Raw genomic sequence first — 16737 nt, 5'->3', positions numbered from 1 at the left:
ATAGATTATTAAAGAAAACTGGAGAAGAGTGTTACTATGAGAAACCCCTATTCATCAATTAATGAATTAAAAGCTGGAAAAATCACTGCCGCACAAGAAGCATTATTCGATGGGATAATCCAGTTATGGAAAAGGAAACCCATTTATAAAATTAGTGTTAAGGAATTAATTCAGGTATCTAATATAGCTAGGAGTACATTTTATGTATATTATCAGAATATAGATGAACTGGTAGAAGATGTGGAAAATTATCATATTTTTAACTTGATAAACTTAAATCAATATTTGATGAACCCAGAAATAAAATCCGAAGTATATTTGATATATTATCAGGAAACAATTGATTATGTACAAAAACATAAGAATTTATTTTATGCATTCTTAATTGCAAATATAAATAATAGATTTATTAGAAAATGGAAAGATGCTATTAAGTATCATCTATTAGAGAGAGAATATCCATTGCGTAATAATAATAATTGTCATCTGATTTTGGAAATGGTGGCATCAGAAGTAATTGCAGCATATACTTTTTGGCTGACCAATCCATATGAAGTCAATCTTAATAGTTTAGATAAGGTAGTATCCCAGACTTTAAAATCAATAGAGTCTTAAAAAAGAGCAAAGTTTAGACACTTTGCTCTTTTTTGTAGCAGAAAATAGAAGGTATATAAAATAAAATAATATCATAAAGAGAAAGAATATTGGAGAGAGGATATTATAGATGGAGAATATTGATATAAAGTATACACTTATAACTGGAGCATCAGGTGGAATTGGATATGAGTTTGCAAGAATATTTGCAAAGGAACATCATAATTTAATTTTAGTTGCCCGAAATATAGATAAATTGAAGCATATAAAATTAGAACTCGAATCTAAGTATAAAATAATTGTTAGAGTATTTGGGATAGATTTATCTAAAAAAGATGCTGCAAATGAATTATATAAAAAAGTTAAAGAGGAAAAATGGTTGTTTATCATAGTTTATTTACAAATGTATCTAATATAATGTCAAGAATATTACCACGCAGTATAGTTAGAAAATTTGCTGGAATAATTAATGGAAAATAAATTTAGGAGAATTAGAGAATGGATAAAATAAAAATTCATGTTTTACATACAGGTGAAGTTTGTGTATCACCGGATTTACCCTTTGGAGGAGAACATTGTAATTTAGTAAAAGCATCTGGTATATTTGGTAAAAGGGAAGAACGTTTATGGTTACCTGTTTCTGTATATTTAATTGAACATCCAAAGGCAAAAATACTAGTTGATTGTGGATGGAATAGAGATATGAGTCCAAATGGAACATTTGATAAATCTGCTCAAATTAAATCTCTTGGTTCAAGATTACTTTATTTGGTGAATCAAGGAAGAATAGAAAAAGGAGCAGCAATAGATGAACAACTAAACAAACTAGGGTTAAAAGCATCTGATTTGGATTATGTATTACTAACACATTTAGATTGTGACCATGCTAATGGACTTTCATTAGTAAAGGATGCAAAGAAAATTCTAGTATCATCAGATGAAGTTGTATGCGCAAAAAAACACTCACTAGTACGTTATAAAAGCAAATGGTGGAAGGATGTTAATCTTACTGAATTTAAATGGAATGATACTGAAGGACCGGTAGAACAATCCTATGATTTATTTGGTGATGGTAGTATAGAACTTATAAATATACCAGGTCATGCAGATGGACTATTTGCTGTAAAAATAAAAAATGAGCAAGGGAAATATGTATTATTATTCTCTGATGGAGGATATGCAGAAAAGTCATGGAAAAAAATGATTACCTCTGGAATTTCATTAGATAAGAAAAATCAGAAAAAATCATTAGAATGGATACGTGAACAAAGTATGGATAAAAACTGTTTGGAATCACTAGCAAATCATGACCCAGATGTGATTCCACATACTATTTTATTATAGATAAAGGGGATATGTTATGAAAAAAATAAGGTTTATTGTGCTTATCCTAGCATTTATTGTAATGCTAATAGGTTGTGAAAAAAAAGAAGCAGTTACAAACTATGATATTTTAGAAGTTGGTAAGTGGAATGATGGGACCTATAAAGAGACAGCAAAAGGGAAAAAGGGTATATTTGATGTGACAGTAGAAATAGTTGATGGAATGATTAATTCTATTATAATAGGGGATAACAATGAGACACCAAATAGAGGTGGTGTAGCAATTAAAGAGTTGCCTGATGAAATAATAAAATCACAGTCTATAGAAGTAGATGGAGTATCAGGTGCTACGGTTACCTCAGATGGAATCAAGGATGCAGTGGCAAGATGTTTAGAAAAGGCTTCTAAGTAGTCGTAATGTTTTATGAATTTTTTAATAGCTTAAATAAAGAAATGAAGAGTTCACTTAGCTGTGATATCGGGACAGTAGTTAGTTTTGTGTAAAAACAAAACTAACTACTGTTTTTCAAACAATTATAAAACAAATTGCTGAATTACTAGTTCTAAACTATAATTCAGCAATAATTTAATCATATAACTATTGAAGTTTTAAGAACCATTCTCCTGAAAAATCTTCTGGCATGAATTTTTCATAGAATTCTTTTAAGTTCTCACTTGGATTTAGATCTTCAAATATATCTGGATAATATGCTTTAGCAAGTCCTTGAATACCAGCAAATGCAAATACATGTGGTGGGAAGCCATGATAAAGACTATAAACCTCATTATTTTTCACTGCTGAAAGAGTATTCCATCCTGTACGAGTAGTGAAAGATTTTAATATTTCTTGTGATTTATCTGCATCAGCATAATAACCCATTTCCATTGTTCCAGATTTTTCCCAACCTTGGCCTGTTATTACTATTACATCTGGATCTTGTTCTAGAATATATTCTGAATTCAAAGGAGATGATTTGCTGACTCCTTTGGCAATATTATTAACTTTCAATGCGTCTAAAATAACACCCCAGCTTGTGAACTTATCTGGTGTTTCTGGTGCACTACCAAAAGTATTAGCAATCTTTGAAGGTCCACCATTACCAATTTCTATATATGTACTTACACTGCCTTCCTCTACATTTTCTAAACGAGACATAACAGTATCAACTTGTTTATTCATATATTCTATTACTTCATTTGCTTTATCTTGCTTACCTAAAATTTCACCTAAAATTGCTAAGCTTTCTTGTGGTGATGATAATGGATTACTTACTGAATCTAAATATACAATAGGTAAATTTGCTTCTTCTAATTTTTCTACATAATCAAAATGTCCTTGTGCCATAGAAGCGTTCATTAATACTAAATCTGGTTCTAATGCTAAAATAGCTTCTGTGCTTATAGTATCATTAGCATTATTACCTATACTAGGTATAGATTCCATTTCTGGAAATGTTTCTATTACCTTTTTGTATGTGTCAGCATCATTTGTTTGTAAATCATCACTCCAACCTACAATTTTATCTGGCATTTCATTACCAAGTAGAACTTCTATTTCAAAAATATCTCTGCTTCTAACAAGTACAATTCTATCAATAGCTTTTTCTAAAGTAACTTCTCTTCCCACTGAATCAGTAATTGTAATTGTATCATTTTCAATTTTTGAACTATTGTTACCATTAATATTATTTGAACATCCACTTAATAATAATGAACTTGTCAGTAGAATAGTACATATTTTAAAAATACTTTTTTTCCTTTTTATCATTTGATTTTCTCCTTATTAATTCTTAATTTTTTATTATGCGACAGCTTTATTTTACCATTCCTATTGGATTAACTGATGGTATATTATTACTGTCTATAGTTATTTCAGCCTCTACATTGTATACATCTCTAAGCAGTTCCTTAGTCAGCACTTCTTTAGGATTTCCTTTGCTATATACCGTTCCATCATGAATAACTATAATTTCATCTGCATATCTAGCAGCTAAGTTTAAATCGTGAATTGCGATTACTGTAATGATTTCATTTTCATAAGTTAGTTTTTTGATAATATCTAATATTTCAAATTGCCTATATATATCAAGATTATTAAGTGGCTCATCTAAAAGTAAAACCTTAGGATCCTTAATAATTGCTTGAGCTAAGGAAACCATTTGTTGTTGACCACCACTTAGCTCAGTCATGCGTTTTTTTGCTAACCCATCTATATTAAGTTTTTCCATTATAGACATTACTTTTACTAGTTCTTCATCGCTAATTCTAAGTGATAATGAATCAATCATACCAAGCAATATAACTTCAAATACTGTTAGGGCAGAATTTGTAGGTAAAAACTGAGGAAAATATCCAAGGTATTTTGAGTAAAATTCTTTATAGTTCTTATCAATTTTTCTATTATTAAAACTAATAGTTCCATTTTTTACTTTGTTAATACCAGCTATTGCTTTTATAAGTGTTGATTTTCCTGCTCCATTTGGGCCTATAACTGCTATAATCTTAGGCTTAAAAACTAAATTAACATTTGATAATATAGTTTTGTTGCCGTAACCTATACTTAAATCTTTTATTTCTAAATTCATCTAGTACACTTTCCTTTCTCTTAAGATAATAGATAGTAAGAATGGAATTCCTATGAATGATGTTGTAATTCCTACCGGAAAGATTGTTCCAGGTATTAAATTCTTGCTTAATACAGATGAAAAAGATAGTATTAATGCTCCAGCTAATGCTGATGTAGGCAAATAAAATCTTTGATCTTCCCCAACAAAAGAACGGGCAATATGCGGAGCTGCAAGTCCAATAAATCCGATTGTTCCTACAAAACAGACTGATACAGCTGTAATAATTGATATAAGTATCAAAGTTTTTAATCTAAGTTTTTCAACATCAATACCCATCCCTTTTGCTCTAGTATCACCAAGTTTTAATGCTGTAAGTTTCCATGAATCTATAACAAATATAGGAACTGTTAAGCATAGAACTACAACTAAAATTAAGACTTTTGTCCATGTAGCACTTTGTAAACTTCCAAACATCCAAAATACAATAGATGAAAGCTGTGTATCCGCTGCAGAATATTGTAAAAACGAAACTAATGAATTAAATAAAAGATTAATGGCTACTCCTGCTAATACAATTGTGCTTGAAGCACCACTTTTAAGTTTAGCTATAGAATAAACAAAAAAGCATGCAATCATTGAAAATATAAAAGCATTCACTGGAATTATAAGAAACTCACTTACTGGAATTATTGATTTTCCTTCCATAAGTATTCCAAGTGCTGCTCCAAAAGAAGCGGCTGATGAAATTCCTAATGTGTAAGGACTAGCTAAAGGATTATCTAATATAGTTTGCATTTCTGCTCCTGCAATTCCTAAGGAGGCTCCTACTAAAACTGCCATTATGGCTATAGGCAATCTTATTTTCCACACAATCTGAATAATTTGTTCAGATTGCTGCTGTGGATAAAAAATAGTTGAAAACACTTTACTAAATGAAATACTTGCAGGTCCTGTTGAAATATCTAATATTAATAATCCTGCTAAGATAATTAGTATTAAAAGTGCGATAATTATTTTTCCTCTCACCATAGTATTATAGAAACCTCTATATTTCATAATATTTGGTGAATTTTGTTTTCCGATTTTTATAATTTTTCTTTGGTTCATTTTATCTCCTTTCCAAACTATATTTTTGAATAATTCATATTTAAAAGACAACGATAATCATTATCAATAAAATCACTTAATAATACTACAATGATTAGAATAGTTAGTCAATAGAAAAATTATTAATAGTAGGATATGATAAATAACTTAAAATATTTAGAATTAATAATAAATCAAAGCATAAGTAAGTAGGTATTTTTTATTGCTCAAATATAGATTATAAGTAGCAGAAAATATTTAAATTTTTAGTAGATAATTTTAGAAGTAAAAACAATGGTATCTATTTTCTTTACCATTAAATTTTATAAAAAATATAGTGATATAATTGTTTAAGGGTATAAACTAATAAACAAATTTTAAAATGGGTTAGAAATATGGCATATAAAAAGGAGTGTATAGGAATATTTGCTACACATGATCCAAAAGTTAAAGAAAGTACTATTATTTTATAGAAATATAGTGTTTAAAATAGCTTATGAAATATTTATAAAAAATGCATAAAAGGAGAGGCTGATTGATGGAAAATTGTTATAAGAGGCGAATTGAGCTAGCAAAAGAGTTAAAAGCATGCAAGAAGGCATTTATAGCTTTGGGAGATGAAACAAGACAACAGATTATAGTAGCATTACTTGAGAGTGAAGTTCATGGCATAAGAGTTGGAGAGATAACAGAAAAAACACATCTTTCAAGGCCGGCAGTTTCACACCATTTACAGATATTAAAGGAAGCTGGAATAATAAATATGTATAGAGAAGGAACTAAAAATTATTATTATGTAAGTGCCGATGAAACTATATGGAATCAAATAAGAAATCTATTCAATAAAATAAATGAAGTCGTTGAAGACATATCAGAAAGAGACTGCAATAAAAGTCAAATTGAAATAGAATCTGAGAATGAGTTCATTTAAAAAGATAAATAAAGTACATATATATGTAAAACTCAGTATTGTAAATTAATATAACAAATACATATTAAAAGTTTGGAGGAATTAATAATGGATATTATTGAAGCAATTAAAAATCGTCATTCAGTTCGTAAGTTTACTGATAAGAAGATTGATGAGAATATTAAAAAAGAGTTATTGGAAGTTATTGATGAGTGTAATAGGGAAGGAGATTTAAATATTCAATTATGTACAGAAGAACCAAAGGCATTTGATAGCCTTATGGCTCATTATGGGAAATTTAGCAATGTTAAAAATTATATTGCTATTGTAGGGAAAAAGGGGAACGAATTTAATGAAAGATGTGGATATTATGGAGAAAAGATAGTGCTTAAAGCAACACAATTAGGATTGAATACATGTTGGGTAGCACTTACTTTTAGCAAAGTTAATACAATGTGCAGTATCGAAAAAGGAGAAAAATTGTGTTGTGTAATAGCTTTAGGTTATGGAGAAAATCAAGGGGTTGCACATAAAAGTAAGTCAATGGATCAGCTTTCTAAAATAAATGGAGATATGCCAGAATGGTTTAAAAATGGTATGGAAGCAGCAATGCTTGCACCTACAGCTATGAATCAGCAGAAGTTTCAAATTAGTTTAGAAGGAAATAAGGTAAGTATTAAATCATTGCCTGCATTTTATAGCAAATTGGATTTAGGAATAGTTAAGTTACATTTTGAAATAGGAGCAGGAAAAGATAATTTTATGTGGGCATAATAGAAAAAAATATGGTAAGAGACATTTCATGAGGATACAGATAAATAATAATTTCTAATTGATTTATAACCTTCATATAAAGTAGATATTGACAATTGAAATTTAAGAGAGTAGAATTTAATTAAGTTAAATTTAATTGAATAAAATCAAATTTGTTTAAATCTTAAATTTAATGCAGAGACTTTTATTAATAGTTCTATTTATATATATGTAAAAATAATGATTAGTAGTAGGGTTTGTTAGATTAGTATTAAGTTTTCTATGAAATGCTATGACTAAATCATAAAAGAAGGGTGATTATTTATGAATAATACAATAGATACAATGAAAAATCATAGGTCAATAAGAGAATATTTAGACAAAGATGTTTCAGATGAATTAATAGATGAAATTATCAAAAGTGTTCAAGCTATGCCTAACTCAATAAATGGACAACAGACATCTGTTATAGTTGTAAGAGATAAAAAGAAGAAAGAAAAATTAGCAGAGCTTGTTGGAAATCAAGAATATGTTGCAAAGGCTCCAGTATTCTTAGTATTTGTTATGGATTTTTATAGAACTTATCTTGCAGGTGAAAAAACTGGTCTTAAGCAAGTAATTCATGAAGATATAGAAGGTATTCTTGCAGGATCTGTAGATGTTGGTATAGCTTTAGGAGCTTCTGTTGTTGCTGCTGAATCACTTGGACTTGGCACAGTACCTATAGGTGGTATCAGAAAAAATCCAGAAGAAGTTATAGAGCTATTGGAATTACCTAAATATACTTTTCCAATGGTAGGTTTAGTAGTTGGATATCCAGCAGATGAATCACATAAAAAGCCTAGAGTACCTTTTGATAGTTTTAAACATAGCGAAAGTTATGATATAAAAGCTGTTGAAGATTCAATTAATACTTACGATGAGCAAATGGATAGCTATTTAAAGGAAATTGGAAGATCTGAACAAGAAACAAACTGGAGTACTGTTACTTCAAGAGTTTATCAATCAGTTTATTATCCAAAGGTTAAAGATGCTATTGCTAAACAAGGATTAAAAACAAAATAATTCTGAAGAATTAGGAAGTATTATTTTTAGTATGTAGAAGTAAATATGTTATATTAGGGTAACTTGGAGAGCAACATGGAGCAACTAATATAACATATTTACTTCTTTTTTTGTGTTAAGAACTCTTTAATATAATTGAAATTAAGTAGAAACTATTATAAGATATAGAATGATTATTTTGTGTGAATTTCTTATAATACGTGAATATTAATATTTTAAAGTAAGGTGAAAAATGAAAAGAATTATAAAAAAGAGTACAATTTTTTTATTTATGTTTATATGTTTGTTTAGTTATGATGCTTTTGCCATAAAAGATAACAATATAAATTTTCAAAATTTAACTATAGATGATAATTTGTCTCAATCTTTAGTAGAGTATATATATCAAGATAGCAATGGGTATATATGGGTAGCTACTAATGATGGATTGAATAGATATAATGGGAATGAGTTTAAGGTATATAAAAATATTAAAAATGATGATACTAGCCTTAGCAATAATATGGTTAGCTCTATAGTAGAAGATGATGATAAAAACTTATGGATAGGCACTGATGGCGGACTAAATAAGATGAATTTAATTAATGGAAAGATAACTAGGTATTTAGTTTCGAATGAGGACAAACTCTATTCTAATACTGTTGTTGATGAACTTATGATAGATTCAAAGGGAAGACTTTGGGTTTGCAGTATAAATGGGCTTAATCTATATGATAGGGAAAATGATAAGTTTATTAAGGTAGCAGAAGAGTATTTAGATAATAAAGGCCTTCAGGATTTTGCTGAAGACGATGAAGGCAATATTTGGATTGCAACCATGGAGGGGTTATTTAAATACAATCATGATACAGACACAGTAAAAGCTTTTTATCATGATGAAGATGATGAAAATACAATTAGTGAAAATAATATTTTTTCTATTTATTATAGTGAAAAAAAGTTGTGGATTGGTACTAAAGTAGGTGGATTAAATGTTATGGATTTAGAGGATTATAGCATAAAGAAATATACTCATGATGCAGATAACAAGCAATCTATACCTAGTAACCTTATAAGAGATATAATTAGAGATAAGGATGGTAACATATGGCTAGCTACTGACCAAGGGCTAGCAACCTTTGATGAAAGTGATGAAACTTTCTATACATATACAAGCAATGCAAGCAAAAATAGTCTTTGTGATAATAATGTAATTAGTTTATATCAAGATAGATTAGGAGTAATGTGGATAGGAACCTTTGGAGGAGTAAGTAAATTTTATATTAATAATGATTTTAAAGTATATAGAAATGAACTAGAAGATGATAATTCATTAAGTAGCAGCAGTGTATGTGGAATATATGAAGATGATGAAGGCATGGTGTGGGTTGGAACCTTTAATTCGGGTATAAATAGAATAGATACAGCTAGCGGCAAAATCAGAAGATTTTATAATGATGTTAGCAATGAAAACTCATTAAGTAGCAATAGAATAAAAGATGTAACTGGAATAGAAAATGAAATCTGGATAGCTACAGATAATGGGTTAAATAAATATGATAAAAGTACAGGAAATTTTACTGTATATAAAAAATCTGATGATGAAAATAGTATAGTAAATAGTGAAATAAGAGTATTGTATATAGATAAAGATGGATTGCTATGGATAGGAACTAGAGGGGGAATATCTACATTTGATAGGAAAAGTAAATTTACTTCATATAATCATGTTCTAGAATCAAATGGAATTTATGAAAAAACTATTAGTGCTATTTATGAAGATTCCCAAGGAATAATGTGGTTTGGACTTGGAAATGATGGGGGACTAGTAAAGTATAATAGAGAAACTGGAGAAGTTAAGAATTACTTATATGATAATAATAATGAGAACTCTTTAAGTAATAATACTGTTAGGTCTATTACAGAAGATAGCAAGGGGAACTTATGGGTGGGAACTCAAGATGGACTAAGTAAGCTTAACAAGGAAGAAGATAAGTTCACAGTATATACATATACCGATGGATTATCTAATAATTTTATTTACGGAGTACTTGTAGATGATAATGATAATATCTGGGCTAGTACTAATTACGGTGTATCTATGTATGACCAAGCTAATGATAAGTTCGTGAGATATTATGAAGCTGATGGCCTTGCAACTAATGAGTTTAATGGCTTTTCATATCACCAAAATAAAAAAGGTGAAATTTATTTTGGTGGAGTAAATGGACTAACAAAATTCAATCCATCAAATATTAAACTAAATATTGAAACAAGTGATGTAATAGTAGATAGTATAAAAACAAGCGGTGGAGTTGAGGTTAAAGTACATGATAATATTGTTTTAGATTATAATTCAAGGGAGTTATATGTAAAATTTTTCATACCAGAGTATAAAAATATAAGTCAGATGCAATATACTTATAAATTAGAAGGAATGGATAACGAGTGGGTATTTGCAGGAAGCGAGAATTATGCAAGATATGCAAGTCTTCCACCAGGAAAATATAAAATGCTTATATCAGGAAGAAATTATAATGGGGTTTGGTCTGATATATCAAGTATAGATATTACAGTGAAAAATTCAATTTGGAAAACTCCATTGGCATATTTTATATACATAGTTATGCTGGTAACGATGGTATATTACTTTTATAATCAAATGAAGATATTAGACGCTTTAGCAAAACAAAGAACTCATCAATTAAATGTTAAGCTAAATGAAAATGAAAGTTTATATAAAATGCTTATCCAAGCAGAAAAATATAAGAATAATTACTTTGTTAACCTATCTCATGAGCTAAGAACACCATTAAATGTTATTTTATCTATAGAGCAACTAATAAAATCTTTAATTAAATCGGGAAAACAGATAGAGAATGATAAAATGGAAGAATATATGAATACCCTAGGTGGAAATTCAAAGCGTCTTTTAAATTTAATAAATAATATTATTGATACTTCTAAAATAGATTCAGGTTCCTATAAATTAAATATAGAAGAGGCTGATATAGTAAGCCTTGTAGAAGATACAGCACTATCTATGGTTGAACTTGCAAAATCAAAAAATATAGATCTTATAGTTGACCCTGAAATAGAGGAGTTAACTATAGGTTGTGATAAGCTAGATATAGAAAGATGTATAGTTAATTTAATAGGTAATGCTATAAAATTTACAGAAGCAGAAGGGAATATAATTGTTACTATTAGTGAATTAAAAGATAAGGTTAAGATAAGTGTTAAAGATACTGGAGTAGGAATCGAAGAAAAATATCATAATAGTATTTTTGATAGATTTGGACAAGTTTATAGTAGATCATCAGAAGAGCTTGGAGGAAGTGGATTAGGCTTAACGTTAACTAAAAATTTAATTAATCTTCATGGAGGAGATATTAGTGTAGTTAGTGAGATTGGAGAAGGTAGTGAATTTATTATTATCTTACCTATTAACAAGTAAAAAGAAAAATATTTTATATTAAGGGGAAATATAAATGAGAAATGGAAAAAATATTAAGTATGGATTATTTTCATCTATACTTATAGCATTAGGTCCTATACTTTGGTTATTCATAAACATATATGATAAAAATTATAAGAACATAGTATTAAACATAGTTTGTGTTATTCTTGGAGTTGCTTTATTAGTATATAATCTCAAAAATTATTTAAAGGATTATAACAAAAAATGTAATATAGCTTTAGATTTGTTAAGCCATATAATATCCTTTATATTTTACATTTTATTAATAGCAGTAATGGTAATAGGATTTCTAGCATTTTATATTGGAATTGCATTTATACAAGAAAAACTATTTATAAAAGGAGAATATTTAATCTATCTTACAAAATATCCATATTCATATTTAATGTTTGTAATACTTATAATAGTTGGAACTAGGGTTAGTATGTTACTTTCAAGGAAAGAAAAAAATTTTTCTATTAACAAGGGGTTGTTCAGATGGGCAAAGGTTGATATATTAATAATAATTCCACTTATATATATAATATTAACTAGTGTAGTTGTAGTTAAAGAAGATGGAATTTATGATTATAGCTTTTATAACTTAAAGGGCAATAAATATAACTTTAGTGATGTAGAGTATGTAGATACTGGTTTTGTTGATAGAGGAAGAAATAAGGGAGAATTTTTTTATAATATTAAATTTAAAAATGGTAAAACAATAAAATTGGCTCATCCATCTATGACTAACCCTTCAGAAAGGTATGATAATGATACATGGCAAGAGTATGTTGATATAGATCAATATATTATGAATAGTGGAGCTAAAAAGAATTCTAGTGAAAAAGGTTCAGAGTATGTACAAATGGATAATATATATATAGATAAGTTATTATATGTTATAAGAAATAAATAAAAGTACTTTAATGAGAAAGTTATAATAAAAGTGATAGATATAAACTTAGTGGAGGAAGAATGTATTTAGTATCTTTATATTTTGACGATAAATCACAAAGAAAAATACAGGGATTTATAAATAAAGTAGCTGAAATAAGTGGAAATAATTTCATGACTGATAATAATGTTCCACCACATATAACTATTGCATCATTTCAAACCAATGAAGAACATAGGGTTATAGAAATATTAGATAAAATAATTAATGATACTAATAAAGGTATTATAACATTAGCATCAATAGGAATATTCAAATCATCTGTTATATTTTTATCACCAGTTTTAAATGAATACTTACATAATCTATCAGTTTGTATATATGAGGGTATCTCATTAGTAAAAAATATAGATATTAGCAAATATTATTTACCATTTCAATGGGTACCACATATAACCATTGCAAAAAAGTTGACTAAGGAAGAGTTAATATTAGGACTTCAAGAGTTAGATAATAATTTTACTATTTTTAGTGGTAGTATAATTAAAATCACATTATCTAGAACCAATCCTCTTGAAGATATAGTAGTATGGAACTTAGGTTAAAATAATATAAAATGTGAGGAGAAATAAAATGGAACAAGCATTAAACATTATAAAAAATGAAACACTAACTTATCATCAACAAATATTACAATTAGCAGGTCAAGCAGAAAGTGGTTTAGATGTATTAAGAATAGACGACGATACAAAGAAACTTATTGATGCAGAAATAATATGTACAATGTTTGAGGGAAATGCTCCTTATAGACCAAGATATGTAATACCTAATTATGAAAAATTGATGAAAGAAGGATGCAAGTTCTTAGATCTTGATATACCAACAGATATATGGGAAGCAACTAATAATTTATTAATATTTTACAAACATATACCATCAATAACTTCATTTCCAGTGTATTTAGGAAATATAGATACACTTTTAGAACCGTTTATAAAGGATGAAGAAGAAGCTTATAAAGCTATTAAATTATATTTAAAGCATATAGATAGATCACTTACAGATTCATTTGTACATGCTAACATAGGTCCTAAGGATACAAAGGCAGGAAGAATTATACTTAAAGCAATGAAAGAGTTAGAATGTGCAATGCCAAACTTAACTGTAAAATATGATAAAGATATAACATCAAAAGATTTTATAGAGTTATGTGCAAGTACAGCCTTAGTTACAGCTAAGCCAAGCTTTGCAAATCATAAAATGGATGTACAAGACTTTAAAACTGAAGATTATGCTTTAGCAAGTTGTTATAATGGATTTATAATTGGTGGGGGTGGATACACTCTTGTAAGACTTGTTTTAAGTAGATTAGCTAAAACTTCAGAATCGGTTGAAGATTTTATAGATAATAAATTACCATTTGCAGCAAATAAAATGTTAGCTTATATAGATGAAAGAATAAGATTTTTAGTAGAAGAATCAGCATTTTTTAGAAGTAACTTTCTTGTATTAGAGGGATTTATAAAAAAAGAATTATTTACAGGAATGTTTGGGGTAGTAGGTTTAGCAGAGGCAGTAAATCACTTGTTAAATGCAACAGAACAAAAAGATAGATTTGGGCATTCAAAAATAGCTAATGATTTAGGCGAAAAAATAATAGAAAAGCTTAATGATATAGTATCTTCATATAAATCAGAATATGTAGAGTGCTTTGAAGGACATCATTTATTACATGCTCAAGTAGGTATAGATACAGATACAGGAATATCTCCAGGTTGCAGAATACCAGTAGGTGAGGAGCCAGAGATATTTGAACATATAATACAATCAGCTCCATATCATAAATATTTCTTTAATGGAATAGGTGATATATTTGTTTTTGAGGAAACTTATAAAAATAACTTAGATGCTATAGTGAATATTATAGATGGAGCATTTAATTCAGGAATAAGATACATATCAGCTTATTGTAGTGATTGTGATGTAGTTCGTGTTACAGGGTATTTAGTAAAAAAATCTGAAGTTGAGCAACTTGAAAAAGGAAATGCAGTTAAGAATAATGCAACAGTATTTGGAATGAATGCTAAAAATGGAGCAAAAGCTTTTGATAGAAGGCTTAGAGGATAATAATGGCACTAGTAAATAAAATTATTCCATTTTCTTGTATAGATGGACCAGGGAATAGAGCGGCTATATTTTTCCAAGGATGTAATCTAAAATGTACATATTGCCATAATCCTGAAACTATTAATAAGTGTATTAGCTGCGGAAGATGTGTAGATACTTGCCCAGTTAATGCTTTAGAGCTTAAGAATAATAAGGTTGAATGGAATGAGGATAAATGTGTACAGTGTGATAGATGTATTAAAGTTTGTAATAATTTATCTACACCTAAGACTAAAGATTATTCAGTAGATGAGTTGTTTGAAAAAATAAAGAAAATTAGTCCATTTATTCAAGGTATAACTGTAAGTGGTGGAGAGTGTACTCTTAATTCAGATTTTTTAGTGAAGTTATTTAAAAGAGTAAAAGAAGAGCTTAATCTAACTTGCTTTGTAGATACTAATGGAATTTTAGATTTAAGCAAGTATGAAGAATTAGTATATTTAACTGATAAGTTTATGTTAGATGTTAAGTCTATAGATGAAGCTGAACATATAAAGCTTACTGGGTTAAGTAATAAATCTGTTTTAAAAAATTTAGACTACCTTTTAGATAAAGATAAAATATATGAGGTAAGAACTGTAGTAGCTCCAAATATAAATAATGAAAAAACTATTAGGTCAGTAGCTGAAATTATTAATGGTAGATGCAAATACAAGTTAAATGCCTATAGAAAATATGGGGTTAGAAAAGAAGGATTAGAGCTGCATGGTGAAATGGGTTATAGTGAAGATGAAATGAAAATCTATATTGAATATGCTAAAGGAAAAGATATAAAAAACTAATAAGCTGCATTTAGTCACAGAAACTAGCTAATTATTTCTTATAAAATTAACATAAAAATAAATAATTTTTTAAGCACAACTTTTACAATTATTTTATATAATGTTGGTATAAATATAAAAGTAATCCGATAGGAAATAACGGCTAGGACGAGAAGAGTAGATTAATAAAAGTTTCCAGAGAGAAATCTCCTTGGGTGTAAGAGATTTTAAGTAGATATTAATTGAAGTGCATCTCTGAGCTCTGAATCGAACTAATAGTAGACTTCAGCGGGAATGCCCGTTACAGCGTTGAGGTATATATGTACCAAAAGATAAGATGTCTTTTTATATAATTGTCATATTATATAAAAGATAATTAGAGTGGAATCGCGGAAGATTACTTCTGCCTCTAAGGTTTAGAGGCAGAAGTTTTTTTGTTAGTAGATAAATATTTTTAAGTGTTACTTAACTGATATTACAGTAAGTAAGTTCAAATGATTTTACAAAAATTTATAAAATATTATTAATAAAAACGAAGGAGGTTTATTATGAATTCTGTACAATACTTTGATTCTATAGCTGAAAAGTGGAATGTTATTCGTAGTGAATATTTTGAGGAGAGATTAAAATATAAACTTTTATCTATAGCTAATATAAAGGGAAAAGTTGTGGCTGATTTAGGATGTGGGACAGGTTTTGTTTCTTTAGCATTATCAGATGAAGCCAATATAGTATTTTCTGTAGATAATTCAAGTAATATGCTTAAGCAGTTAAGGGCTAATGCATCAGATAAAAATTATAAAAATTTATATTTAATTAAATCATCACTTGATAATTTATCACTTTTTGATGAGTCTGTAGATATTGTTTTTATAAATATGGCACTTCATCATATAAAGGATGCAAAAAAGGCTATTTCAGAAATGTATAGAGTCCTAAAAAAAGATGGTGTAGTAGTTATATCAGATGTTATGGAGCATGATGGTGAGTGGGCAAGAGTGGAAATGTTTGATGAATGGCTTGGATTTTCCAATGAGCAAATAAAAAACTGGCTAGAAGAAGCTGGTTTTAATAATATTCAAATAGAAAATACGGATTTAAGCTGCAAAGGATATTCAAGTAAGGGTGAATATACTGAAACAGGAATTTTTATAGCTAGAGGAATTAAAAAATAGTAG

Annotated in this window: 16 protein-coding genes and 1 other annotated feature; of the genes, 13 read left to right on the top strand and 3 right to left on the bottom strand. The window is 28.4% G+C overall.

Annotation, left to right across the window (positions count from 1 at the left end):
- Positions 1–36 precede the first annotated feature (36 nt).
- From ACQPVP_RS15040 to ACQPVP_RS15025, 4 genes are all read left to right on the top strand, one after another.
- The gene (locus tag ACQPVP_RS15040; RefSeq protein ID WP_430851297.1) at positions 37–615 is read left to right on the top strand and encodes a TetR/AcrR family transcriptional regulator; all 579 of its coding nucleotides are present in this window, start codon (positions 37–39) and stop codon (positions 613–615) included.
- A 109-nt stretch (positions 616–724) separates the two neighbouring features.
- Complete coding sequence (locus ACQPVP_RS15035) at positions 725–1012, top strand: SDR family NAD(P)-dependent oxidoreductase (protein WP_430851295.1); 288 nt, start codon at positions 725–727, stop codon at positions 1010–1012.
- 80 nt (positions 1013–1092) lie between these two features.
- Entirely contained in the window at positions 1093–1938 is an 846-nt protein-coding gene (locus ACQPVP_RS15030) for an N-acyl homoserine lactonase family protein (protein WP_430851293.1), read from the top strand.
- Positions 1939–1954: 16 nt separating this feature from the next.
- Positions 1955–2329, top strand: a complete 375-nt coding sequence (locus ACQPVP_RS15025; protein ID WP_430851291.1) for an FMN-binding protein — start codon at positions 1955–1957, stop codon at positions 2327–2329.
- 186 nt (positions 2330–2515) lie between these two features.
- Here ACQPVP_RS15025 and ACQPVP_RS15020 read toward each other — a convergent pair whose 3' ends face one another.
- Genes ACQPVP_RS15020 through ACQPVP_RS15010 form a run of 3 tightly spaced genes read right to left on the bottom strand, consistent with a single transcriptional unit; the run spans position 2516 to position 5591 of the window.
- Positions 2516–3685 carry an ABC transporter substrate-binding protein gene (locus ACQPVP_RS15020; protein WP_430851289.1) on the bottom strand — a complete coding sequence of 390 codons (1170 nt, stop codon included), beginning with the start codon at positions 3683–3685 and terminating at the stop codon, positions 2516–2518.
- 46 nt (positions 3686–3731) lie between these two features.
- The gene (locus ACQPVP_RS15015) at positions 3732–4502 is read right to left on the bottom strand and encodes an ABC transporter ATP-binding protein (RefSeq protein ID WP_430851287.1); all 771 of its coding nucleotides are present in this window, start codon (positions 4500–4502) and stop codon (positions 3732–3734) included.
- Positions 4503–5591 carry a FecCD family ABC transporter permease gene (locus tag ACQPVP_RS15010; protein ID WP_430851285.1) on the bottom strand — a complete coding sequence of 363 codons (1089 nt, stop codon included), beginning with the start codon at positions 5589–5591 and terminating at the stop codon, positions 4503–4505.
- A gap of 517 nt (positions 5592–6108) precedes the next feature.
- Between ACQPVP_RS15010 and ACQPVP_RS15005 the strand changes: the two genes are divergently transcribed.
- The 9 genes from ACQPVP_RS15005 to ACQPVP_RS14965 all read left to right on the top strand — a co-directional run bounded on the left by ACQPVP_RS15005 (position 6109) and on the right by ACQPVP_RS14965 (position 16734).
- The gene (locus ACQPVP_RS15005) at positions 6109–6501 is read left to right on the top strand and encodes an ArsR/SmtB family transcription factor (RefSeq protein ID WP_430851283.1); all 393 of its coding nucleotides are present in this window, start codon (positions 6109–6111) and stop codon (positions 6499–6501) included.
- Positions 6502–6588: 87 nt separating this feature from the next.
- Positions 6589–7254, top strand: coding sequence for a nitroreductase family protein (locus ACQPVP_RS15000; RefSeq protein WP_430851281.1), 666 nt, complete (start codon positions 6589–6591; stop codon positions 7252–7254).
- Between the two features lie 303 nt (positions 7255–7557).
- Positions 7558–8298, top strand: a complete 741-nt coding sequence (locus ACQPVP_RS14995) for an NADPH-dependent oxidoreductase (protein WP_430851280.1) — start codon at positions 7558–7560, stop codon at positions 8296–8298.
- 232 nt (positions 8299–8530) lie between these two features.
- On the top strand, positions 8531–11734 hold the full coding sequence (locus ACQPVP_RS14990) for a ligand-binding sensor domain-containing protein (protein ID WP_430851279.1): 3204 nt from the start codon (positions 8531–8533) through the stop codon (positions 11732–11734).
- A 34-nt stretch (positions 11735–11768) separates the two neighbouring features.
- Positions 11769–12653, top strand: a complete 885-nt coding sequence (locus ACQPVP_RS14985; protein ID WP_430851278.1) for a hypothetical protein — start codon at positions 11769–11771, stop codon at positions 12651–12653.
- 59 nt (positions 12654–12712) lie between these two features.
- Positions 12713–13237: a 2'-5' RNA ligase family protein gene (locus ACQPVP_RS14980; RefSeq protein WP_430851277.1), complete on the top strand. Its 525-nt coding sequence runs from the start codon at positions 12713–12715 to the stop codon at positions 13235–13237.
- 28 nt (positions 13238–13265) lie between these two features.
- Positions 13266–14759 (top strand): YjjI family glycine radical enzyme, encoded by a 1494-nt coding sequence (locus tag ACQPVP_RS14975; RefSeq protein WP_430851276.1) that lies wholly within the window; start codon positions 13266–13268, stop codon positions 14757–14759.
- A 2-nt stretch (positions 14760–14761) separates the two neighbouring features.
- Positions 14762–15580 (top strand): YjjW family glycine radical enzyme activase, encoded by an 819-nt coding sequence (locus ACQPVP_RS14970; protein ID WP_430851275.1) that lies wholly within the window; start codon positions 14762–14764, stop codon positions 15578–15580.
- Between the two features lie 135 nt (positions 15581–15715).
- Positions 15716–15973 (top strand) — a binding site (T-box leader).
- A gap of 134 nt (positions 15974–16107) precedes the next feature.
- Positions 16108–16734, top strand: a complete 627-nt coding sequence (locus ACQPVP_RS14965) for a class I SAM-dependent methyltransferase (protein ID WP_430851274.1) — start codon at positions 16108–16110, stop codon at positions 16732–16734.
- The last annotated feature ends 3 nt before the right edge of the window (positions 16735–16737 follow it).

It is taken from the genome of Clostridium nigeriense, assembly GCF_050585265.1.
GTDB classification, from domain to species: domain Bacteria; phylum Bacillota; class Clostridia; order Clostridiales; family Clostridiaceae; genus Clostridium; species Clostridium nigeriense_B.
Note: the sequence above shows the minus strand (reverse complement) of the source record. Positions and strands in the feature narration are given on the sequence as shown.

Bases quoted from the DNA above. Each gene is read 5' to 3' on its own strand.
- ACQPVP_RS15040 (WP_430851297.1), top strand. From the start codon at position 37: ATGAGAAACCCCTATTCATCAATTAATGAATTAAAAGCTGGAAAAATC.
- ACQPVP_RS15035 (WP_430851295.1), top strand. From the start codon at position 725: ATGGAGAATATTGATATAAAGTATACACTTATAACTGGAGCATCAGGT.
- ACQPVP_RS15030 (WP_430851293.1), top strand. From the start codon at position 1,093: ATGGATAAAATAAAAATTCATGTTTTACATACAGGTGAAGTTTGTGTA.
- ACQPVP_RS15025 (WP_430851291.1), top strand. From the start codon at position 1,955: ATGAAAAAAATAAGGTTTATTGTGCTTATCCTAGCATTTATTGTAATG.
- ACQPVP_RS15020 (WP_430851289.1), bottom strand. From the start codon at position 3,685: ATGATAAAAAGGAAAAAAAGTATTTTTAAAATATGTACTATTCTACTG.
- ACQPVP_RS15015 (WP_430851287.1), bottom strand. From the start codon at position 4,502: ATGAATTTAGAAATAAAAGATTTAAGTATAGGTTACGGCAACAAAACT.
- ACQPVP_RS15010 (WP_430851285.1), bottom strand. From the start codon at position 5,591: ATGAACCAAAGAAAAATTATAAAAATCGGAAAACAAAATTCACCAAAT.
- ACQPVP_RS15005 (WP_430851283.1), top strand. From the start codon at position 6,109: ATGGAAAATTGTTATAAGAGGCGAATTGAGCTAGCAAAAGAGTTAAAA.
- ACQPVP_RS15000 (WP_430851281.1), top strand. From the start codon at position 6,589: ATGGATATTATTGAAGCAATTAAAAATCGTCATTCAGTTCGTAAGTTT.
- ACQPVP_RS14995 (WP_430851280.1), top strand. From the start codon at position 7,558: ATGAATAATACAATAGATACAATGAAAAATCATAGGTCAATAAGAGAA.
- ACQPVP_RS14990 (WP_430851279.1), top strand. From the start codon at position 8,531: ATGAAAAGAATTATAAAAAAGAGTACAATTTTTTTATTTATGTTTATA.
- ACQPVP_RS14985 (WP_430851278.1), top strand. From the start codon at position 11,769: ATGAGAAATGGAAAAAATATTAAGTATGGATTATTTTCATCTATACTT.
- ACQPVP_RS14980 (WP_430851277.1), top strand. From the start codon at position 12,713: ATGTATTTAGTATCTTTATATTTTGACGATAAATCACAAAGAAAAATA.
- ACQPVP_RS14975 (WP_430851276.1), top strand. From the start codon at position 13,266: ATGGAACAAGCATTAAACATTATAAAAAATGAAACACTAACTTATCAT.
- ACQPVP_RS14970 (WP_430851275.1), top strand. From the start codon at position 14,762: ATGGCACTAGTAAATAAAATTATTCCATTTTCTTGTATAGATGGACCA.
- ACQPVP_RS14965 (WP_430851274.1), top strand. From the start codon at position 16,108: ATGAATTCTGTACAATACTTTGATTCTATAGCTGAAAAGTGGAATGTT.